The sequence below is a fragment of the Massilia pinisoli genome (genome assembly GCF_024753285.1).
GTDB classification, from domain to species: Bacteria; Pseudomonadota; Gammaproteobacteria; order Burkholderiales; family Burkholderiaceae_D; genus Telluria; species Telluria pinisoli.
Map to the genome: position 1 here is coordinate 39,040 of NZ_JANUGW010000008.1, position 19,330 is coordinate 58,369.

Here is a 19,330-nt window from a genome sequence, read left to right on the forward strand (position 1 = left end):
AAAACAAGATAGCGGCGCCATTATTGGTGCGCGCCGCAAGGCTTTTCCATCACCGAATAAAAATACTTCAGTACCGCATCGCGCGTGGCGGCGTCGCTCTTTTTGAACGTGCCCAGCGCATCGTCCCAACGGTACACGGTGTTGTACTGATAGCAGCCATTGCCCATGTCCCGCTTGCCTGCATCGTCTCCGGCGAATAGTCCCAGAACGAACGGTGCGCCCTGCTGCGCCGGGAAGACGAGCCGGATATCGGAGAGGTCGACACGCAGCGTGGGCCACGTTTCCTGCGCATGGCCCTCGTCCATGAATTCGTAGACCTTCTTCCCGTTGAACACGGGCTTCCAGGCGGTCGGCTGTCCCAAGACCATCATCTGGCTCAGGTCATATACATTCATTTGCGAATTGATCGGATACGGTACGCCCAATGCGTAATCGCACCAGCCGTCGCCATTGAAATCGGCCTGGATCTCGGTTGGACGGTCGTCGTTCACATCGACGCCGAGCTTGGGGAGCTTCGCTTTCGGCATTCTGCATTGCGGTGGGTCGGGCCGAAGATCGAGGCCGGTCTGCGGTGCCGCCTGCACGCATGCCGCCAACGACAGCATCAGGCCGCAGGCGGCGAACGGCGAAATAACGTGTTTTATCGTGGTCATCCCAGAGTCAGTATTGTTTCAAATTCGATCATGCCGGGAGCGCGAGCGACTGACCGGACCGGGATGTGCGCAGCAAGACGACAAACATTAACACATGGGTCCACAGAAGGAAGGGGACGGCGACGGTCGGGATGAACCATGCGGCACCCAGCGACGCGGTGTCGATGCCGACGCCCACCGCGCCCTGGTAGTACGCGAACAGCAGGTCCGCGCAGCCCCATACGTTGAATATCCAGATCGCCAGGCGCGCGTAGCGGCCCGAACCTGCCAGCAGTGCGATCCACGCCAACGCCATGGCAACGAGGTCGCCGTACGCGGCAGGTTGCGCGAACGCCGACGGAAGCCCGGGGGCGACGACGCCCGGCACGATGAACGCCAGGCCCACGTACCGGAACAGGTGCACGTAGAGGAAAGGCCGCGCCGCCGCGGACAGGGACTGCTCGCGGACGCGTGGCCAGACATCGTGAATGAACACTGCGCCCCAGGCGAGCAGTCCGAGGACGACGCTCGCGACGAACGGCAGTGCCGTTGCAAGGTTGTTGGCGTTTTGCATGCTGCTCTCCAGTAGGTTGTCGTACCCATCGATGACTTGCAAATTGCAAGTTTGAACTTGCATTATGCAAGTCATTCCGATAAAGTCAAGGCGATCGTCGTTCGGGAGAATCCGTTGTCAAACGCCAAGCAGAACGCCGCCCGCCCGCGAAAGAAGGCGAGTCCGGCTCAGATGGAGGGTCGTCGTTCCGTGTGTCCGGTCGCGTGCGCGCTGGATCTGTTCGGCGACAAGTGGACGCTGCTCGTCGTCCGCGACTTATTGCTCGGTAAGGCGCACTTCAAGGAATTCCTGGCGTCGCCGGAGAAAATCGCGACCAATATCCTGTCCGACCGGCTCGCCAGGCTCGTCGATCACGGCATCGTCGAACGCTACCCCTCCACCGATATCGCCGGCCGGGAGGCATATCGATTGACCGCGAAGGGGCTGGCGCTGCGTGGCCTCATGGCCCAGATACGGGCCTGGGGATTGGCGAATATCGAGGGAACGGAAGCGCGGCTGCAGGCGGAAAGCTGACGGGCAGGCCGGCTCAGGTGACGATCGTGCCCTGGTGGTAGACCGCTTGCCACTGCCCGCCGCCGCGCCGCCACACGGTCAGCCTGTGCGTGACGCGGTCGGCCTGGCGCAGCGTGTACGTCAGCAGGTAATGGTCGGCACCGGCGGGGGCGACGTGGAAGTCGTCGGCATCCAGGTCCTCGGGTGCGGGATCGGCCGCGCGTTCGCGCAGCACGGCGAGCACGTGGTCCCTGCTGTAGCGCCGTCCGGATGCGTCCACTTCCCAGAACGACGGTGCGGCGATCTGCTCGGCGGCGTGGCCCGTGTGGAACAGCGGTTCGAGCGCGCGCAGTTCGGCGAGCACGTCCATCAATTCGGGCGGTGTCGACAGGGCGGGTTCCATGCGTCAGCCGCAGTTCTTGACGTCGGCGCCGTCGTAGCGCTCCGCATAGCCTTCGATGCGCTTGCGCGTGGCAGCGTCGAGGCCGCGGACGCGGTAGACGTAGTGCGTCGTCTGCGGTCCGCGCGGGGCGATGCGGGCCGTGTGCACGCCTTGCTTGTTCAGTTGAGCGAGCAGGGCTTCGGCGCCGCTCTCGGTCTTGAACACGCCCAGCGAGATCGCGTATTTGAGCGGGGAATCGCCCTGCATGATGAAGAAATTCGTCACGCCCAGGGTGCGCAGCTCGGCGGCCTTGCGGTCGGCCGCTTCCTTGCTGCCCTGCGACGGGATGTGCACGAGCCAGCTCGTCACGTCCTGCGCCTGGACCGCCTCGCGCGACTGGCGGTCGCCGAGGTCGAGCGCGGTCAGGCGTGCCTCGAAGCGGCGCGCGTCGGACGTGGTCAACGGCCCGATTTCCGTGCAGGCGAACGCGGATGCCGGCGCTGCAGCAGGTTGCGCCGCCGCGGGAGAAGTCGGTGCGCCGGCCGCCGCAGTGCCGGCCACCGGAGTGCCGGCCACCGGAGCGCCGGCAGCCGGTACGCCAGCCGCATCCCCCCCAGCCGGCGGCGCAGCAGCCTTCGCGGCAGCCTCGGCCTGGTCGCGCGTGAGCAAGGTCATCTTGGCGGTATTGAATTGGCGCTTCAGGCGCGCCGGTTCGTGTTCGTTGCTCTTGCCCGTGCCGAGCAGGCCCTGGGCAAACGCGAACAGGGCGACGTTCAGGAACAGCAGGGACCAGAAGGCGAGTCGTAGCACGGGCGAGTCCTCAAGGGGATGCGGGTTCGGCGGCCAGCAGCGGCGCGACGGCGTGCAGGCCTACCAGGACGATATTATCCAGCATCCAGTGCGGAACGGACAGCAGCGGGGCCACGCTGGCCGCCGCGCCACCTGACACGATGCACAGGTCGGCACGCAGCGCGGCGCACGCCCGTTCGATGGCGCCCGCCTGCGCCGCCAGGCAGCCGGACAGGATGGCGTCGCTCGTGTGGTCGGCGAAGGTGGGCGGCGCGGCATACGCGTCCGCGCCCGGCGCCACCTGCGGCAGCTGGGCCGTGCCGCGCGCCAGCGCGCCCAGCATCAGGCCCAGGCCCGGCAGGATCATCCCGCCGATGAAGTCGCCGGCCGCGCTGACGGCGTCCACCGTCGTCGCCGTGCCGCACGTGGCGACGACGAGCGCCTTGCCCGGCGCGAGGCTGCGGGCGCCGAGGGCGGCGGCGAAGCGGTCGCTGCCCAGTTGCGCGGGATTGCGGTAGCCGTTGCGCAGGCCGTTCAATGCCGCACGCGACGTGAACCAGTGGGGTGCCACCGGCAGCAACGGCGCGAGCAGGGCGGCCAGCTGCGCCTGCATCGCGTGGCCCGCCACGTTCGACACGACGGCGTACGTGAGCCCGTGACCGGCCCAGGCGGCCTGCAGGCGGTCGAGCTCCGCGTGCGGCACGGCGCCGTGCGCGGTCCAGTCGCCGGGCGCCGCATCCTGCGCCGCGATGGCCCATTTGATCCTCGTATTGCCTGCGTCGACGAGCAGCAGCATGACGTTCTCCTCGCTTCAATCCGTGGTGCGCAGCGACACGTCGCCGGCAACGATGGTGATGCGTCCTGCCGCCGTGTCGAGCAGCAGGCGGCCCGTGTCGTCCACGCCGGCGGCCAGGCCCTCGTGCCGGACCTCGCCCCGGTCGAGCAGGACGACGGGCCGGCCGGCCCACGCGTGCAGCACGTTCCAGCGGGCGGCGAACGGGACGAAGCCGGCGCGCGCGAACAGCGCCAGCGCGTCGGCCAGGCCGTCGAGCAGCGCGGCCATCAATTCGTCGCGGTCCATGCGCGCGAGCCAAGGCATCGAGGCGGCGCCGCGGCCGATCCTGTCTTCGAGTGCATCCGGCATCACGAGGTTCACGCCGATGCCGATGATCGTCCACGCGGCGCCGTCCGGCTGCACATGCGTTTCGACGAGGATGCCGGCCAGCTTGTCGCCATCCTTCAATACGTCGTTGGGCCATTTCAGCTGCACGCTCTGGCCGAGCCGGCCGAGCGTCTCCGCCAGCGCCACGCCCACCGCGAGCGGCAGGCCGGCCAGCGCGCGCAGGCCGTCGCCGAAGCGCCAGGCGAGCGAGAACGTCAGCGAGTGGCCCGGCTCGGACAGCCAGCTGCGTCCGGCGCGGCCGCGTCCCGCCGTCTGGTGTTCGGCGATCAGCAGCACGGGCGCCGCCAACTGCGGCGCGCGCGCCAGCAGGTCGGCGTTCGTCGACCCCGTCACGTCCACGACCTCGACGGCGACGCCCGCGCGCGCGAACGCCATGATGCGTTCCGCGTTCATGCCGCCGCCTTTCCCGCCTTCGTCGGCGCGCGCGAGAATACCGCGTCGAACACCACGTTGGGCAGCAGGCGGAGGAGCTTCGCCATGATCCCCATCGACCGGGGGATCACGCAGTAGCTGGTGCCGGCGTCGATGGCGCGGACGGCGGCCGCGGCGAAGCGGGGCGCGGGCATCAGGAAAGGCATGGGAAAGCGGTTCTGGCGGGTCATCGGCGTGTCGATATAGCCGGGCGCGAGGGTCACGACCCGGATACCGTGGGGTTGCAGTTCGAGGCGCAGCGATTCCGCGTAGGCGTGTACGGCGGCCTTCGACGCGCAATAGGCGCCCGCGCCTTTCATGCCGCGGATCCCGGCCACGCTGCCGATTGCGACCAGGCGGCGCGGGCCCTCTCCCTGCTTCATCGTCTCGATGAACGGCGCGAACGTGGCGACAGTCGCCGTCACGTTGACGGCGAAGATGTCGGCGAATTCGGCGAGGTCGCTGGGCCGCTCCGTGAGCGTGCCGGCCGAGACGCCGGCGCTGGCGATGACGACGTCCGCGCCGCCCGCGCGTGCGATGAAGTCGGCCGCGGCGGCGGCCAGCGCGGCGTGGTCCGTCACGTCGACGGCGTAGATGTGGTGGTCGGCACTGGCGGGCAGCGTGGCCGCGAGCGCCTGCAGAGCATCCGCGCGGCGGCCCAGCAGGCCGAGGACGGCGCCGCGCGCCGCGTATTCGCGGGCGAGGGCGGCGCCGATGCCGCTGGATGCGCCGGTGACGAACACGCGCAGCCGGCGGCCCTGCGCGGTGGTCATCGCTTGTCCGCTTTCGCTTTCGCGACGAGGAAGTCCATCACTTGTAAAGCCTGCTGCTGTTGCTGGGCTTCCGTCGTGCCCTCGGGCGCGCCCGCGCCCGCGTGCGACGGCGAGGTGATGTAGCGGCCGTCGACGACGACGAGGGGCCAGCGGTCGACGCCGTACGCGTCCATCATCGCACCAGCCCTGCGCAGCCGGGCCTGGATGCCGAACGAGCGGTACGTGTCGATGAACTTCGCGCGGTCGATACCCATTTGCGCGGCCCAGTCGAACACCTGCTCGTCGCTGGACAGGCGCAGGTGCTCCAGGTGCATGGCGTCGAACACCTTCTGGTGGTACTGGTTCAAGAGGCCCATCGCGTCCAGCGTGTAGAACAGGCGCTGTTGCGGCAGCACGCTCGCGCCGCCCTGGATGTGGACGCGCTTGAACACGATGTCGTCGCCTTGCTTCTTGACCCACGCTTCGAGCGCGGGCTCGAAGGCGTAGCAGTGCGGGCAGTAATAGGCGAAGAACTCGATGACTTCGATCCGTTTGCCGGTGTCGGTCGGCTGCTGCGACGGCAGCACGAGGTATTGCGCGCCCTGCTGCGGATCGGCGGCGGACGCGGACACGCCCGCGAGGCCGGCCGCGAAGCCGAGGAGGGCGGTGCAGAACAGGCGGCGCGGCAGGCGCATGGCGGTCTCCGGGTCAGCGCTGGTTGCGGACGATGGCGACGTCGACCCCGCTGTCGAGCAGCTTGGCGCGCGCCTTGTTCATGGCTTCGACCTGGTTGTACGGGCCGATGCGCACGCGGTGCAGCACGCCGCTGTCGCTCGTGCGGTCGCTGATCGCCGCCTCGAAGCCCAGCAGCGCGAGCTTGGCGCGCGCCGCTTCCGCGTCGGACACGTCGCGGAACGCACCGGCCTGCAGGTAGTACACGTAGTCGCCCGTGGCAGCGCCTGCGGACGGCGCGGCAGCGGGTGCCGCCGGCGCCGCGGCGGCGACGCGGGTGTCGGGCTTGTGGTCAGCCTTGGCCGGCGCGCCGTCCTTCATCGCGGCGATGGCCTGGCCCAGCGGGTCGACCTCGGCGGCCGGCTTCGTGTCGGCCGCGGCCGGTGCGCCGTCGGTCCGCGTCGCTGCTTTTTCCGCGATCTCCTTGTTCGCCTGGCGCGCCGCGTCGCGGTTCGCGTACATCGGCTTGTTCGGATCCTGCGCCTGGCCCGGCGCCGGGTCGGCCGGACGGCCCGCCTTGACGGTCTTGTCGGTGAACGGCGAGGCGCCCTTCGTGATCGTCAGCGCGACCGCGACCGCGATCCCGAGGCCGAGGATCAGGCCGATGATGAGGCCGGTGAGCGTGCTGCCGCGCCGGCGCGTGAAAGAACCAATAGAGCGATTACGGAAAGCGGTCATGTAGTGCGCGAGTGTGTTTGTGAAACGCTTACATCTTCTCCGGCGCCGAGACGCCGATCAGGGCCAGGCCGTTGCGCAGCACCTGGCGGATGGCGGCCGCCAGCGCGAGGCGCGCGAGCTTCGTCGGCTCGTCGTCGTCGAGCAGCCATTTGTGCGCGAAATAGTAGCTGTGCAGGTCGGCGGCCAGGTCGCGCAGGTAGAACGCGACCTGGTGCGGGCCCAGCTCGACGAGCGCGCGCTGCAGCATCTCGGGGTACGCGGACAGCTTCGCCAGCAGGCCCGATTCGTGCGCATTCGTCAGCGGCGACAGATCGGCGTTCGCCAGTTGCGCGACGTCGCCGCCCCAGTTCGCAAGGGCCGAGCAGATGCGCGCGTGGGCGTACTGCACGTAGTAGACGGGGTTCTCGTCGTTGGTGGCGAGGGCGACGTCGACGTCGAACACGAATTCCGTGTCGGCCTTGCGCGAGATGAGGAAGAAGCGCACGGCGTCGCGGCCGCGGGTCACGTCGCCGTTGCCCGACCATTCGATCAGGTCGCGCACCGTCACGTACGAGCCGGCGCGCTTGGAGATCTTGACCTCTTCGCCGTTCTTCATGACGGTGACCATCTTGTGCAGCACGTAGTCGGGGTAGCCCTGCGGGATGCCGATGTTCACGGCCTGCAGGCCTGCGCGCACGCGGGCGATGGTGCCGTGGTGGTCGCTGCCTTGCACGTTGATGGCCTGGTCGAAGCCGCGCTTGAATTTCTGGATGTGGTAAGCCACGTCCGGCACGAAGTACGTGTAGGTGCCGTCGGACTTGCGCATCACGCGGTCCTTGTCGTCGCCGTAGTCCGTCGTCTTGAGCCACAGCGCGCCGTCCTGTTCGTACGTGACGCCGGCGTCGATCAGCGCCTGCACGGCCGCTTCGACCTTGCCGTCCGTGTACAGCGACGACTCGAGATAGTAATTGTCGAACCTGACCCCGAACGCTTGTAAATCCTGGTCCTGCTCGTTGCGCAGGTACGTGACGGCGAAGCGGCGGATCGATTCGATGTCGTCGACGTTGCCGCTGGCGGTGGCGGGCTGGCCGTCGCTGGCCGACACGGTTTTCTTCGCGAGGAAGTCGGCGGCGATGTCGGCGATGTAGTCGCCGTTGTATGCGGATTCCGGCCACTCGGCGTCGCCCGGCTTGAAGCCGCGGGCGCGCGCCTGGACGGACGTCGCGAGCGTCGCGATCTGCACGCCGGCGTCGTTGTAATAGAACTCGCGCGTGACCTGGTGGCCCTGCGATTCGAACAGCGACGACAGCGCGTCGCCCAGCGCCGCCTGGCGGCCGTGGCCCACGTGCAGGGGACCGGTCGGGTTGGCGGACACGAATTCGATGATCACGTGGTGGCCGTTGCCGGACGCGCCGCTGCCGAACGCGGTGCCCTGCTGCAGCACGGAGCGTACGACGGACTGCTTGGCGCTCGCCGCCACGCGCAGGTTGATGAAGCCGGGGCCGGCCACGTCGGCGGATTCGACCAGGCCCTGTGCCTTCGGATCGGCCAGCAGCGCGGCGACGAGGCGCGTGGCCAGTTCGCGCGGGTTCGTCTTGAGCGGCTTGGACAGCTGCATGGCGATGTTGCAGGCGATGTCGCCGTGGCTGGGGTCGCGCGGGCGCTCCAGGACGACGTTAGGGCTGAGGTCGGTGCCTGCTACGATGGGGGCCAGCGCGGCCTGGAACAGGGCAACGATCTCTTGTTTTTGTTGGGCGAGCATGAACTGTGGTCGAAAATATAATAGACGGAGGCGCAGCGCGGACGATGCCGCGGGCAAACAGCGATCATTATACTGGTTTGCCGAACCGCGCAATACCGTCCGGGGACGGGGGCACAAGCCTCGCTTAAGCCTGCGCAACCCGTAGCCGTTACAATGTGCGTCTTTATGCATTGATCGATTGCCATGACCGAAAAGCGCCCGACGCTCACCCTCAAACCGAAGGCCCAGTCAGCCGATTCCCGGCGCGGCCGCCCCGGCGGCAAGGGCGCCGGCCCGGCCCGGCCGGGTGGCCCGCAGGCAGGGAAAGGGGCGGGGACGGGCAATGCCGGCGGTCGTCCGCAAGGTGGTCGTCCGCAAGACGGGCCGCGCGGCCCGTGCGGCTCGCCGCCGCGTGGCACGCAACGCGTCGAACCGGCCCCGCACGACACCGGCGAGGCGCGCGGCCGCCCGGACGACGGTCCGCGCCTGCGCCACAGCTACGAAGTCAAGGCGCACGCCCAGCTCGATTACCGTCCCGCGCTGCGCGAAGACTCCCTCGCGTTCGCCCTGCTGGGCGCGGCGAGCAGCCTCGCGCGCGTGCGCGCCGGCACGGCGCTGCCGCAGGCGCTGGCCGAGGTGGTCCAGGCGTGGGACGCGCCGCCGCAGGCACGGGGCGCCATGCAGGACATCGCCTACCGCGCCATGCGCCAGCTGGGCCGCAGCGGCATCCTGCTGGGCCAGATGACGAGCAAGGCGCCCGAGCCCGCCATGCTGGCCGGCCTGCTGGAATGCGCGCTGGCGCTGCTCGACCCACCCGAAGGCACCGAGCCGCCATATGAAGCCTTCACCGTCGTCGACCAGGCCGTCGGCGCCGCGGCCGCCCATCCGGATTTCGCCCACGCGAAGGCGATGGTGAACGCCGTGCTGCGCCGCTTCCTGCGCGAGCGCGAACCGTTGCTGGTCACGGCGCTGCGCGACCCGGTGGGCCAGTGGAATTACCCGCAGTGGTGGATCGATGCCGTGCGCACGGCGTATCCGGACGACTGGCAGTCCATCCTCACGGCCGGCAACCGCCAGCCGCCGCTCACGTTGCGCGTGAACCGCCGCAAGACCGACGTCGGCACCTATTTGAAGACGCTGGCCGCCGCCGGCATGCACGCGGAGCAGGTGGGCCCCAGCGCCGTGCGCCTCGCGCAGGCCGTGGGCGTCATGCAGATCCCCGGCTTTGCCGATGGCGTCGTCTCCGTGCAGGATGCGGGCGCGCAGCTGGCCGCGCCGCTGCTCGACCTGCGCGACGGCATGCGCGTGCTGGACGCATGCGCGGCCCCCGGCGGCAAGAGCGGCCACATCCTGGAGACGGCGGACGTCGACCTGACGGCGCTCGATGCGGATGCCCGCCGCCTCGTGCGCGTCGACCAGAACCTGCAGCGCCTGGGCCTGTCCGCGACGGTCAAGGCGGGCGCGGCGGAAGCGACGGATTGGTGGGATGGCCGTCAATATGACCGCATCCTCGCCGACGTGCCGTGCACGGCGTCCGGCATCGTGCGCCGCCACCCGGATATCCGCTGGTTACGCCGCAAGAGTGACACCCACCAACTTGCAACACTTTCCAGCAAAATACTCGACAATCTTTGGCAGATGCTCCGACCCGATGGTAAATTGCTGTTCGTGACATGTTCGCTCTGGCCGCAGGAATCGGAAGCGCAGGCCGCCGCCTTCGCGGTGCGCCACGGTGCGGTCCGTCTCGACGCGCCGGGCCAACTGCTTCCTCGAAGTGGCGCCGGGCAGGATCATGACGGTCTGTTCTACGCCCTGTTCCAGAAGGCCGAGCGTGAGTAATCCCGACAACGCTTTTTAAGGCTCTGGCCCCTAGTGACTGTACGTTTTTTCCTCCTCCTCGCCTGCCAGCTCATGCTGGCATTCACATGCGCGACAGCGCGGGCGGCCGAAGGAATCGAAATCACGCGCGCCAGCATCGAGGCTTCCGACGACGGCTATCGCCTGTCGGCCGCCTACGCTTTTGATTTGACGCCCGGCCTCGAGCAGGCCATCCAGCACGGCGTCGCCCTGTCGTTCACCACCGAGATCGAGCTGACCCGGCCGCGCTGGTGGTGGACCGACGACCATGCCGTCTCGTCGCGCCGCACGGCCAAACTGAGCTACGACGTCCTGTTCCGGGTCTATCACGTCTCCGTCCTCGGCAGCATTCAGCAGAACTTCGACACGCTCGACGACGCGTTGCTCGCGATCCGCCGGCCGCCCCGCTGGCTGATCGCGTCGAAGGGCGCGCTCAAGCCGGGCGAGACCTACAACGTCACGCTGCGCATGTTCATGGACCGCGACTTCCTGTCGAAGCCGCTCCAGGTCGACGCCTTCAATAATTCGGACTGGCGCCTGGCCTCGCACAAGAAGACGTTCACCTACCGTGCGGAGTAAGCCGTGATCCGGGCCCTGCGCTACGCCCTCGTGATCGGCAGCGCGATCGCGTCGATCCTGCTGTTCCTGCTCGCGTCCGCCTCGAGCAACACGGGCTTCTTCGCCCATGACTTCACCTGGCTGTTCGGCATGATCCTCGGCGTGGCCGGGGCGCTGTTCATCCTGGTGCTGGTCGCGTTCTGGCGCCTCTATTCGCGCTACAAGGCGGGCAAATTCGGCTCGCGCCTGATGGTGCGCCTGATGGTGCTGTTCACGACCGTCGGCATCCTGCCCGGGCTCGTCGTGTTCATGGTGTCCGTGCAGTTCGTCTCGCACTCGATCGAGTCGTGGTTCGACGTCAAGATCGAAGCGGCGCTCGACTCCGGTTTGAACCTGTCGCGCGCCGCCCTCGACGAGGCGCTGGCCGACCTGAGCGCCAACGCCGGCACCGTCGCCGCGACCTTGGCGGGACAGGGCGGGCAGGACGTCTCGTCCATCCTGAAGCGCGCGCTCGACGACGGCGACGGCATGCAGAGTGCGCTGGTGGTCGATGCCGGCGGCAAGCTCGTCGCGGGCACGGCCGAGGACCCTCGCACCGACCTGGCCGCCGACCTGCCCACGCCGCAGATGCTCAAGCAGGCCGCGATGCCGGGCGGGTACGCGCGGCCGGAAGGCGGCATCGACGACGACTTCCGCGAGGCGCACGGCGACCAGCCCAGCGCGCTCGACGCCGCCACGGGCCTGCGCCTGCGGGTCGTCGTGGCCGTGCCGGAACCGCCTGGCATGGCGCCGCGCTACCTGCAGCTCACGCAGGCCGTGCCCGTCAACCTGGCGTCGAACGCCGCCGTGCTGTCGACGGCGTACCGCGAATACCAGGAACGCTTCGCCGCGCGCAGGGGCCTGCGCAAGATGTACATCGGCACACTCACCCTGACCGTGCTGCTGGCGATCTTTTCCGCGATCGGCGCGTCGTTCCTCATCGCTGGCAACCTGGCGCAACCGCTGCTCGTGCTGGCCGAGGGCACGCGCGCCGTGGCCGAGGGCGACCTGTCGCCGCGCCCGATCGTCGAGACGAACGACGAACTCGGCACCCTGACGCAATCGTTCAATGCGATGACGGGCCAGCTGTTCGAGGCGCGCTCCGCCGTCGAACGCAACCGCGCCGCGCTGGAAAGCGCCAAGGCCCACCTGGAATCCGTGCTCGCCAACATGTCGGCCGGCGTGATCGTGATGGATGCGGACGGCGTCGTCGTCAACTCGAACGATGCCGTGCATCGCATCCTGCAGGTCGACGTGGCGTCATTGGCGGGCCGGCCGCTCGACGAGATCGACGGGCTGGAAGTGTTCGCCGGCGCCGTCACGCGCGCGTTCTCGGCGCAGAGCGCGCAGTCGGCCGCGGGCCGCGGGCGCGGGCGTGCGCACTGGCAGCAGCAGATCGAGATCCCGCGCCGTCCCGGCACCGACGATGGCCACGACCTCACGCTGCTGGCGCGCGGCTCCCGGCTGCCGGTGGGGGCGGGCAGCGGCTTCATCGTCGTGTTCGACGACATCTCCGACGTGATCTCGGCCCAGCGTTCCGTCGCGTGGGGCGAGGTCGCGCGCCGACTTGCGCACGAGATCAAGAACCCGCTGACGCCGATCCAGCTGTCGGCCGAACGCCTGCAGATGAAGCTGGTCGACCGCGTCGACCCGGACGCCGCCGCGCTCCTCAACAAGGCCACCGACACCATCGTCAGCCAGGTGTCCGCGATGAAGCGCATGGTCGACGACTTCCGCGACTATGCGCGCACGCCGCCAGCCGTGCTGTCACCGCTGGACTTGAACGACCTGATCGACGAGATCCTGCATCTGTATTTATCCGAGGACGGCTCGGACGTGATCCATCCGGCCCTGCAGCCGGGCCTGCCGAAGGTGATGGGCGACCCCACGCAGCTGCGCCAGGTGATCCACAACCTGCTGCAGAACGCGCAGGACGCGCTGGCCGACCGCGCGGCGCAGGACGAGCCGCCCCGCGTCGACGTCGTGACGGAGACCATCCACTACGTCGGCGCGGACGGCTGCACGGGCACTGCGGTGCGCCTGGCCATCGTCGACAACGGGCCCGGATTCGCACCGAAGATCCTGTCGCGGGCGTTCGAGCCGTACGTCACGTCGAAGGCGCGCGGCACCGGGCTGGGCCTGCCGATGGTCAAGAAGATCATCGACGAACACGGTGGCCGGATCGATGTTGCCAACCGCACCGATGGAACTGGCGCTTCGGTATCGATTTTGCTGTTAAAGTTAGCGCCAGAGGCGAACTTGGCCGAAGCGTGAATCGCGCATAGAATCTTGGCTGTAGGGGAGCCGGTTACAGGAACCGAGCGGCGGACGGTTTTCCGGCATTCTCCGTAGAGAGAGTCATAATAAAAGGCATAACAAAGATGGCGAACATACTCGTAGTTGACGATGAAATGGGCATCCGCGAGCTGCTCTCGGAAATCCTTGGCGACGAGGGGCACGCGGTCCAGCTTGCGGAAAACGCCCAGCAGGCGCGCCAGGCACGCCAGCAGGGCGCGCCCGACCTGGTGCTGCTCGACATCTGGATGCCCGACACCGACGGCGTCACGCTGCTGAAGGAATGGCAGCGCGACGGCTTGCTGACGATGCCGGTCATCATGATGTCCGGCCATGCCACCATCGACACCGCCGTCGAGGCAACCCGCATCGGCGCGCTGAACTTCCTGGAAAAACCGATCGCCCTGCAAAAGCTGCTGAAAGCCGTGCAGCAGGGCCTGCAGCGCGGGCAGGAAGTGGCGCGCGCTCCGGCCATCGCGCCGCGTCCGATGGTGTCCGCCGCGTCCGTCTCGGCGCCCATGCCGGAGCCGAGCACGCAGGCGCAGCCCATGTACGCACCCCAGCCGCCGCAAGGCAGCGCCATCGGCATCGCCCGTCCCGTCAGCAACGGCGAGGCGCATGCGCACGGCTACACGCTGTCGTTCGACCTGCCGCTGCGCGAGGCGCGCGACGCGTTCGAGCGTATGTACTTCGAACACCACCTGGGCCGCGAAGGCGGCTCGATGACGCGCGTGGCCGAAAAGACGGGCCTGGAGCGTACCCACCTGTACCGCAAGCTCAAGCAGCTCGGCGTCGAACCGGGCAAGCTGGGCAAGAAGAGTGCACAGTAACCGGGACGGTACGGCGGACGATACCCGTACTGTCCTCACCCTCGTCACGGGCGCCAGCGCCCGCGCGCGCGAAGCGGCGATCGCCGCCAGCCTTTCCGATCTGCACCAAGAGGGCACGCAGGCCATCATCCTCGAAGGCCTCGCGTCCGGCACCTCCCCCCTCGATGACCTGCCCGCCGGCCAAAGCGTTGCGCGGATCGCGCCCGGTTGCCTGTGCTGCACCGGCAATCTCGTTTTGCGTGTAACATTGAATCGCCTGCTCCGTCGACGCCCGAGCCGTATTTTCATCGGCGTCGCCGACAGCGAGCATCTTGATCAGTTGCGATCGTGGTTGCACTCCGAGCCATACGATCAGCTGTTACGGCTGACTTCCGACCTGAACGCCTGAATCTTCCGCAGCTCGTCGATGAAATCGTAACAAGTTGTAGAGGTTCTTGAATTCGGTTCCAGTGGCCCCACCTCGTAATCGAAGTGGAAAGAAAAGTGGAGAGCGCGTCGTCCGCCGCCGGGCGACAACCTTGCACCCATCTGATCGAGTGAAGGAGTCATCATGAACATGATCTATAACAGCGAGCAGTACAGCGTTGTCGAATTTGGCGTCGATCACAACCTCGAGGCACTGCGCTTCGGCGGCTACGAGATCGTCGACAAGTCCGGCCGGCGCGAAGCTTTCATCGGCGGCAAACTGGCGCAAGCGTTCCGGCGTGATGTCAACAACCTGATCGCGAGCGAACCGACCATGGAGGAAATCGACGATTTCCTGGGTTCGTACGACACCCTCATGAGCCAGCCGGTCGTCCTGCACTGACGTCCTCCGGCCGGGCATCCTGCACCGGCCATCGCCCCTGCGTGACGCAGCCCCGTTCCCGGCCGGCGACGCAGGCGCCTCTTCATCCCCATCACTCCGATCGCATGGTAAGCTTGACCCATGTGTCAGCTTCTTGCCATGAATTGCAATGTCCCCACCGACATTGTCTTTAGTTTTACCGGCTTCGCCCATCGGGGCGGACGCACGGACACGCACCACGACGGCTGGGGCATCGCTTTCTTCGAGGGCGCCGGCGTGCGCCATTTCGTCGACCACCAGGCCGCCATCGCGTCGCCGATCGCGGAACTGATCAAGCATTACCCGATCAAGTCGCTGAACGTCATCGCCCACATCCGCAAGGCCACGCAAGGGCAGGTGGCGCTGGAGAACTGCCATCCGTTCGTGCGCGAAATGTGGGGCCGCTACTGGGTGTTCGCCCACAATGGCGACCTCAAGGGCTTCGATCCCGTCCTCGACGGCCCGTACCGCCCGGTGGGCAACACGGACAGCGAGCGCGCGTTCTGCTTCCTGCTGCAGCAATTGCGCGACCGCTTCGGCGACGTATCGCCGGCGCTGCCCGTGCTGCGCGCCGCCATCGCCGACCTCGTCGCCGTCATCGCCCGCCACGGCACGTTCAACATGATGCTGTCCGACGGCACGGCGCTGTTCGCGCACTGCTCGACGAAGCTGTGCTACGTCGTGCGCAAATACCCGTTCGCGGCCGCCTGCCTGGCCGACGAGGACCTGTCCGTCGACTTTTCCCAGGTGACGACGCCGAACGACCGCGTCGCCATCATCGTCACGACCCCGCTCACCACCAACGAGACGTGGACCGATTTCGCGCCCGGCGAACTGAAGGTGTTCGTGGATGGCCTGCCGCAGTCGTGACAAGTTTTTTACAAGAAATCATTTTCATATAGTCACCACGTGGCGGAATGCGTTAAAGTAGTTACGTTCCATTGCTACAAGAGTCCGTGATGACCGATACCGCCGCGAGCCTGGACCACGCGAACTACCCCTTGCGCGTGCGTGACTTCTATCTGGGGCGCCAGCCTGTGCTCGACCGCAACCAGGCGCTGTACGGCTACGAGCTCCTGTTCCGCAGTGCGCGCCAGGGCGAGGCCGACGAGACGGGCCTGTCCGCGACCGCGGCCGTCATCGCCCACGCGGCCCAGCTGGGTCTCGCGCGCGCGATCGGCGACGCCGCCTGCTTCCTGAACGTGGATGCCGAAGTGCTTTCCAGCGACATCTTCGCCTTCCTGCCGCGTGAGCGCACGGTGCTGGAGATCGTCGCGGACGTCGTCCCGGACGACGCGCTGCTCGCGCGCATGCGCGAACTGGCGGGCCATGGCTTCCGCTTCGCGCTGGACGGCATCGAAGGCGACAGCCTGCGCCTGCAGCGCCTGTTGCCGCTCGCGGCCTTCGTCAAGCTGGACCTGCGCAGCGTGCCGCAACAGCAGCTGCCGAACCTCGTCCGGCGTCTGCATGCGATGGAAAAGACCGTGGTCGCGGAAAAGGTCGAGACGCGCGATGCGTACCAGGCCGCGATGGACCTCGGCTTCGATTACTTCCAGGGCTATTATTTCGCGCGTCCGTCCGTGCTGGGCGGCCGCAAGCTGTCGCCGTCGCAGCTCGCCGTCGTCGAGCTGATGAACCTCGTGATGTCCGACGCGGACAATGCCGTCATCGAAAAGACCGTCAAGCGCGACGTGACCCTGGCGCTGAACCTGCTGCGCCTCGTGAACACGCCGGCCGTCGGGGCAGCCCAGCGCATCGATTCCGTCAGCCAGGCGCTGCTCGTGCTGGGCCGGCGCCAGTTGCAGCGCTGGCTGCAGATCATGCTGTACGCGGAACCGGCCACGCGCGGCCACAACCAGACCCCGCTCTTGATGCTCGCGACGACCCGCGGCCGCCTGATGGAGTTGCTGGCCCAGCGCCTGCGCCCCGGCCAGCGCGCGGTGGCCGACATCGGCTTCACGGTCGGCATCATGTCGCTGATGGACGTCCTGTTCGGTATCCCGATGGCCGACATCGTCGAACAGATCCCCGTCAGCGACGACGTGCGCCACGCACTCGTTGGCCGCACCGGCTTCTTCGGCGAGCTGCTCAAGCTGTCCGAGAGCATCGAGCAGGCCGACGAGAACACGGAACTCGTGCTGCCGACATTGAAGGAATTGCAGATCTCCGGCGACGACATGATCGAGCTCGAGATGTCGGCGTTCCAGTGGTCTGATTCCGTAGTGCGTTACGCCATCTGAAGTCTTCCCGCCGCGTGCGCCCGCACGCGGCTTTCCAACCAATGCGATCCGATGGGAGCCCCATGTCGAACGTGTTGTTGCGTGTCGAAGGACTGATCAAATCGTACGGCACCCGCCGCGCCGTGGACGGCGTGTCGTTCCAGGTGCTCGCCGGCCAGACCGTGGGCCTGCTGGGGCCGAACGGCGCCGGCAAGTCGACCACCGTCTCCATGATGTGCGGGCTGCTGCGGCCCGATGCCGGGCAGGTGCTGCTGGACGGGCAGCCCGTCACGACGGGCGCGGCTAACGTCAAGCGCCGCATCGGCCTCGTCCCGCAGGATCTCGCGCTGTACGAAGACCTGTCGGCGCGCGAGAACCTGAAGCTGTTCGGCGCCCTGTATGGCCTCAAGGGCAAGCCGCTCGACGAGCGTATCGACAATGTGCTGGGCCTCGTCGGCCTGTCGGACCGCGCGCGCGACAAGCCGGCCACGTTCTCCGGCGGCATGAAGCGCCGCCTGAACATCGCGGCCGCGCTGCTGCACGATCCTGACCTGTTGATCCTCGACGAGCCCACGGTCGGCGTCGACCCGCAAAGCCGCAACGCCATCTTCGACACCTTGGAAGCGCTGCAGGCGCAAGGCCGCGCGCTGATCTACACGAGCCACTACATGGAAGAGGTGGAGCGCCTCGCCGACCACATCGTCATCATCGACCACGGCAAGGTGCTCGCGGACGACAGCCCGGCCGCGCTGCACCGCAAGCTCGCGGCCAAGGCGCTGCTGCGCGTGGAGCTGGCGGAGCCGGCGGGCAGTCAGCTGCTCGACGCGTTGCGCACGCAGGCCGGCGTGACGGCACTCGCGAGCGACGGTAACGCGCTCGACATCGGCCTCACGGACAACGCCGATGCCGTGCCGCTGCTCGGCTGGCTGCAAGGGCAGGGCCAGCGCGCCGTGCACTTCGCCACCGCGCGCGCCAGCCTCGAAGACATCTTCCTCGACCTCACCGGACGCTCGCTGCGCGACTGAGACCGCCATGACCGCCTTCCTCGCCCTCGTCCGCAAGGACCTCATCCTGTACTTCTCCGACAAGCGCGCGCTGCTGATGCACCTCGTGCTTCCGATCGTGATCGCCGCGTTCTTCGGTTCCGTGTTCGGCGGCGGCAGCGCGAAGGGCGGCGGCATCGACGTCGCGCTCGTCCAGCAGGACACGAGCGACGCCGGCAACCGCATCGCGGCGGGCCTGAAGGCCGACCCGAACCTGCACGTGACGCCGATGGACCTCACGCAGGCGCGCGACGCGGTGCGCAAGGGCAGCCAGGCCATCGCCATCGTGCTGCCGGCCGGCTTCGCCGAAGCGGCCGGCACCGCCATGTTCTCGAATCAGGAGAAGCCTGCGATTCCGCTGCTCTACGACCCGTCGCAACCCGCCGTGCTGGCGATGGTGAAGGGCATGCTGACGCAGCAGGTGATGCAGGTCGTGAGCGCGGAGATGTTCGGCGGGCCGATGGGCAGGAAGCTCACGGAGCGCAGCCTGCAGCAGCTCGATGCAAACAACGTGCAGGACCCGGCGCTGCGCGACATGCTCGTCGCCGTGCGCAAGTACGAGTCGCTGCCGCGCACGGAAGGCGCGGATGGCGCCGCACCGCGCGGCCTCGCGATGCCGTTCACGACGCACGACGAAGGCCTGACGAGCGGCCCCGTCGCGCAGGGCTACAACCCGTACGCGCACTCGTTCTCGGGCATGGGCGTGCAGTTCATCCTGTTCATGGGCGTGAACATGGGCATCGGCATGCTGCTGGCGCGCCGCAGCGGCGTGTGGGACCGCCTGCTCGCGGCGCCCGTCACCTTGACGCAGGTGGTGCTGGCGCGCGGCGTGTCGGCGGCCATCATCGCGTTCGGCCTTCTTTGCGCGATCTTCGCCGTGGCGGTGCTGGCATTCCACGTGCAGGTGTCCAGCGTGCCGGGCTTCGTCGGCGTGGCGCTGGGGTTCGGCGCGCTGACGGCGGCGTTCGGCCTGCTCGTCGCCGCGTTCGGCAAAACGCCGGAAGCGGCGCGCGGCATCGCCATGTTCGCGACCTTGATCATGGTGATGCTGGGCGGTGCGTGGGTGCCGTCATTCATGTTCCCGGCGTGGGTGCAGCAGCTTACGATGGTCGTGCCGACGCGCTGGGCCATCGCGGGCCTGGATGCCGTGACGTGGCGCGGCCTGGACGCGGCGGCTGCGCTGCCTGCCGTGGCCGTGCTGCTGGGGTTTGCGCTGCTCTTCACCGTCGCCGCCGTGTGGCGGTTCAAGCGCGAGCAGGCGTGACGCTTGGTGGGGTGATCGTCACGATGCCGTAGGGTGGACAGCTCTGCTGTCCAC

Annotated in this window: 21 protein-coding genes; 11 read left to right on the forward strand and 10 right to left on the reverse strand. The window is 67.9% G+C overall.

Going from position 1 to position 19,330, the window contains the following annotated elements; translation table 11 throughout:
* Window positions 1-20: 20 nt before the first annotated feature.
* Both NX784_RS12745 and NX784_RS12750 read right to left on the reverse strand, forming a co-directional pair.
* Window positions 21-653, reverse strand: a complete 633-nt coding sequence (locus NX784_RS12745; protein WP_258817041.1) for a hypothetical protein — start codon at window positions 651-653, stop codon at window positions 21-23.
* A 28-nt stretch (window positions 654-681) separates the two neighbouring features.
* Entirely contained in the window at window positions 682-1,206 is a 525-nt protein-coding gene (locus NX784_RS12750; RefSeq protein ID WP_258817042.1) for a DUF8737 domain-containing protein, read from the reverse strand.
* A 114-nt stretch (window positions 1,207-1,320) separates the two neighbouring features.
* Between NX784_RS12750 and NX784_RS12755 the strand changes: the two genes are divergently transcribed.
* On the forward strand, window positions 1,321-1,719 hold the full coding sequence (locus tag NX784_RS12755; protein ID WP_258817043.1) for a winged helix-turn-helix transcriptional regulator: 399 nt from the start codon (window positions 1,321-1,323) through the stop codon (window positions 1,717-1,719).
* A gap of 13 nt (window positions 1,720-1,732) precedes the next feature.
* On the opposite strand, the gene NX784_RS12760 is transcribed toward NX784_RS12755, so the two are convergent.
* The 8 genes from NX784_RS12760 to argS are packed head-to-tail and all read right to left on the reverse strand — an operon-like array spanning window position 1,733 to window position 8,366.
* Window positions 1,733-2,101: a nuclear transport factor 2 family protein gene (locus NX784_RS12760; protein WP_258817044.1), complete on the reverse strand. Its 369-nt coding sequence runs from the start codon at window positions 2,099-2,101 to the stop codon at window positions 1,733-1,735.
* Between the two features lie 3 nt (window positions 2,102-2,104).
* Window positions 2,105-2,890 carry an SPOR domain-containing protein gene (locus tag NX784_RS12765; protein ID WP_258817045.1) on the reverse strand — a complete coding sequence of 262 codons (786 nt, stop codon included), beginning with the start codon at window positions 2,888-2,890 and terminating at the stop codon, window positions 2,105-2,107.
* Between the two features lie 10 nt (window positions 2,891-2,900).
* Entirely contained in the window at window positions 2,901-3,665 is a 765-nt protein-coding gene (locus tag NX784_RS12770; RefSeq protein ID WP_258817046.1) for a type III pantothenate kinase, read from the reverse strand.
* A gap of 15 nt (window positions 3,666-3,680) precedes the next feature.
* Window positions 3,681-4,445, reverse strand: coding sequence for a biotin--[acetyl-CoA-carboxylase] ligase (locus tag NX784_RS12775; protein WP_258817047.1), 765 nt, complete (start codon window positions 4,443-4,445; stop codon window positions 3,681-3,683).
* Complete coding sequence (locus NX784_RS12780) at window positions 4,442-5,236, reverse strand: SDR family oxidoreductase (RefSeq protein ID WP_258817048.1); 795 nt, start codon at window positions 5,234-5,236, stop codon at window positions 4,442-4,444. Before NX784_RS12780 ends, NX784_RS12775 begins: the two co-directional genes overlap by 4 nt.
* Window positions 5,233-5,910, reverse strand: a complete 678-nt coding sequence (locus tag NX784_RS12785) for a thiol:disulfide interchange protein DsbA/DsbL (RefSeq protein ID WP_258817049.1) — start codon at window positions 5,908-5,910, stop codon at window positions 5,233-5,235. The genes NX784_RS12780 and NX784_RS12785 overlap by 4 nt, the downstream gene beginning before the upstream one ends.
* A gap of 13 nt (window positions 5,911-5,923) precedes the next feature.
* Complete coding sequence (locus NX784_RS12790) at window positions 5,924-6,625, reverse strand: SPOR domain-containing protein (RefSeq protein ID WP_258817050.1); 702 nt, start codon at window positions 6,623-6,625, stop codon at window positions 5,924-5,926.
* Window positions 6,626-6,653: 28 nt separating this feature from the next.
* Window positions 6,654-8,366, reverse strand: a complete 1,713-nt coding sequence (gene argS / locus NX784_RS12795; protein ID WP_258817051.1) for an arginine--tRNA ligase — start codon at window positions 8,364-8,366, stop codon at window positions 6,654-6,656.
* 183 nt (window positions 8,367-8,549) lie between these two features.
* Between argS and rsmB the strand changes: the two genes are divergently transcribed.
* From rsmB to NX784_RS12845, 10 genes are all read left to right on the forward strand, one after another.
* Complete coding sequence (gene rsmB, locus NX784_RS12800) at window positions 8,550-10,184, forward strand: 16S rRNA (cytosine(967)-C(5))-methyltransferase RsmB (protein ID WP_258817052.1); 1,635 nt, start codon at window positions 8,550-8,552, stop codon at window positions 10,182-10,184.
* A 72-nt stretch (window positions 10,185-10,256) separates the two neighbouring features.
* Entirely contained in the window at window positions 10,257-10,781 is a 525-nt protein-coding gene (locus NX784_RS12805; protein WP_258817053.1) for a DUF4390 domain-containing protein, read from the forward strand.
* 3 nt (window positions 10,782-10,784) lie between these two features.
* The gene (locus tag NX784_RS12810) at window positions 10,785-13,073 is read left to right on the forward strand and encodes a sensor histidine kinase (protein ID WP_258817054.1); all 2,289 of its coding nucleotides are present in this window, start codon (window positions 10,785-10,787) and stop codon (window positions 13,071-13,073) included.
* A 107-nt stretch (window positions 13,074-13,180) separates the two neighbouring features.
* Window positions 13,181-13,924 carry a response regulator gene (locus NX784_RS12815; protein ID WP_258817055.1) on the forward strand — a complete coding sequence of 248 codons (744 nt, stop codon included), beginning with the start codon at window positions 13,181-13,183 and terminating at the stop codon, window positions 13,922-13,924.
* On the forward strand, window positions 13,914-14,312 hold the full coding sequence (locus NX784_RS12820) for a P-loop NTPase family protein (RefSeq protein WP_258817057.1): 399 nt from the start codon (window positions 13,914-13,916) through the stop codon (window positions 14,310-14,312). Before NX784_RS12815 ends, NX784_RS12820 begins: the two co-directional genes overlap by 11 nt.
* 162 nt (window positions 14,313-14,474) lie before the next feature.
* On the forward strand, window positions 14,475-14,732 hold the full coding sequence (locus tag NX784_RS12825) for a BTH_I0359 family protein (protein WP_036235350.1): 258 nt from the start codon (window positions 14,475-14,477) through the stop codon (window positions 14,730-14,732).
* A 120-nt stretch (window positions 14,733-14,852) separates the two neighbouring features.
* The gene (locus NX784_RS12830; RefSeq protein WP_258817058.1) at window positions 14,853-15,620 is read left to right on the forward strand and encodes a class II glutamine amidotransferase; all 768 of its coding nucleotides are present in this window, start codon (window positions 14,853-14,855) and stop codon (window positions 15,618-15,620) included.
* 89 nt (window positions 15,621-15,709) lie between these two features.
* A complete protein-coding gene (locus NX784_RS12835; RefSeq protein ID WP_258817059.1) occupies window positions 15,710-16,990 on the forward strand; it encodes an EAL and HDOD domain-containing protein in 1,281 nt (426 codons plus the stop codon).
* Between the two features lie 62 nt (window positions 16,991-17,052).
* A complete protein-coding gene (locus NX784_RS12840; RefSeq protein ID WP_258817060.1) occupies window positions 17,053-17,994 on the forward strand; it encodes an ABC transporter ATP-binding protein in 942 nt (313 codons plus the stop codon).
* A gap of 7 nt (window positions 17,995-18,001) precedes the next feature.
* Entirely contained in the window at window positions 18,002-19,276 is a 1,275-nt protein-coding gene (locus NX784_RS12845; RefSeq protein WP_258817061.1) for an ABC transporter permease, read from the forward strand.
* Window positions 19,277-19,330: the final 54 nt, after the last annotated feature.

Bases quoted from the DNA above. Each gene is read 5' to 3' on its own strand.
- NX784_RS12840 (WP_258817060.1), top strand. From the start codon at position 17,053: ATGTCGAACGTGTTGTTGCGTGTCGAAGGACTGATCAAATCGTACGGC.
- NX784_RS12785 (WP_258817049.1), bottom strand. From the start codon at position 5,910: ATGCGCCTGCCGCGCCGCCTGTTCTGCACCGCCCTCCTCGGCTTCGCG.
- NX784_RS12780 (WP_258817048.1), bottom strand. From the start codon at position 5,236: ATGACCACCGCGCAGGGCCGCCGGCTGCGCGTGTTCGTCACCGGCGCA.
- NX784_RS12835 (WP_258817059.1), top strand. From the start codon at position 15,710: ATGACCGATACCGCCGCGAGCCTGGACCACGCGAACTACCCCTTGCGC.
- NX784_RS12760 (WP_258817044.1), bottom strand. From the start codon at position 2,101: ATGGAACCCGCCCTGTCGACACCGCCCGAATTGATGGACGTGCTCGCC.
- NX784_RS12770 (WP_258817046.1), bottom strand. From the start codon at position 3,665: ATGCTGCTGCTCGTCGACGCAGGCAATACGAGGATCAAATGGGCCATC.
- NX784_RS12845 (WP_258817061.1), top strand. From the start codon at position 18,002: ATGACCGCCTTCCTCGCCCTCGTCCGCAAGGACCTCATCCTGTACTTC.
- NX784_RS12805 (WP_258817053.1), top strand. From the start codon at position 10,257: ATGCTGGCATTCACATGCGCGACAGCGCGGGCGGCCGAAGGAATCGAA.
- NX784_RS12750 (WP_258817042.1), bottom strand. From the start codon at position 1,206: ATGCAAAACGCCAACAACCTTGCAACGGCACTGCCGTTCGTCGCGAGC.
- NX784_RS12790 (WP_258817050.1), bottom strand. From the start codon at position 6,625: ATGACCGCTTTCCGTAATCGCTCTATTGGTTCTTTCACGCGCCGGCGC.
- NX784_RS12745 (WP_258817041.1), bottom strand. From the start codon at position 653: ATGACCACGATAAAACACGTTATTTCGCCGTTCGCCGCCTGCGGCCTG.
- NX784_RS12830 (WP_258817058.1), top strand. From the start codon at position 14,853: ATGTGTCAGCTTCTTGCCATGAATTGCAATGTCCCCACCGACATTGTC.
- NX784_RS12815 (WP_258817055.1), top strand. From the start codon at position 13,181: ATGGCGAACATACTCGTAGTTGACGATGAAATGGGCATCCGCGAGCTG.
- argS (WP_258817051.1), bottom strand. From the start codon at position 8,366: ATGCTCGCCCAACAAAAACAAGAGATCGTTGCCCTGTTCCAGGCCGCG.
- NX784_RS12775 (WP_258817047.1), bottom strand. From the start codon at position 4,445: ATGAACGCGGAACGCATCATGGCGTTCGCGCGCGCGGGCGTCGCCGTC.
- NX784_RS12825 (WP_036235350.1), top strand. From the start codon at position 14,475: ATGAACATGATCTATAACAGCGAGCAGTACAGCGTTGTCGAATTTGGC.
- rsmB (WP_258817052.1), top strand. From the start codon at position 8,550: ATGACCGAAAAGCGCCCGACGCTCACCCTCAAACCGAAGGCCCAGTCA.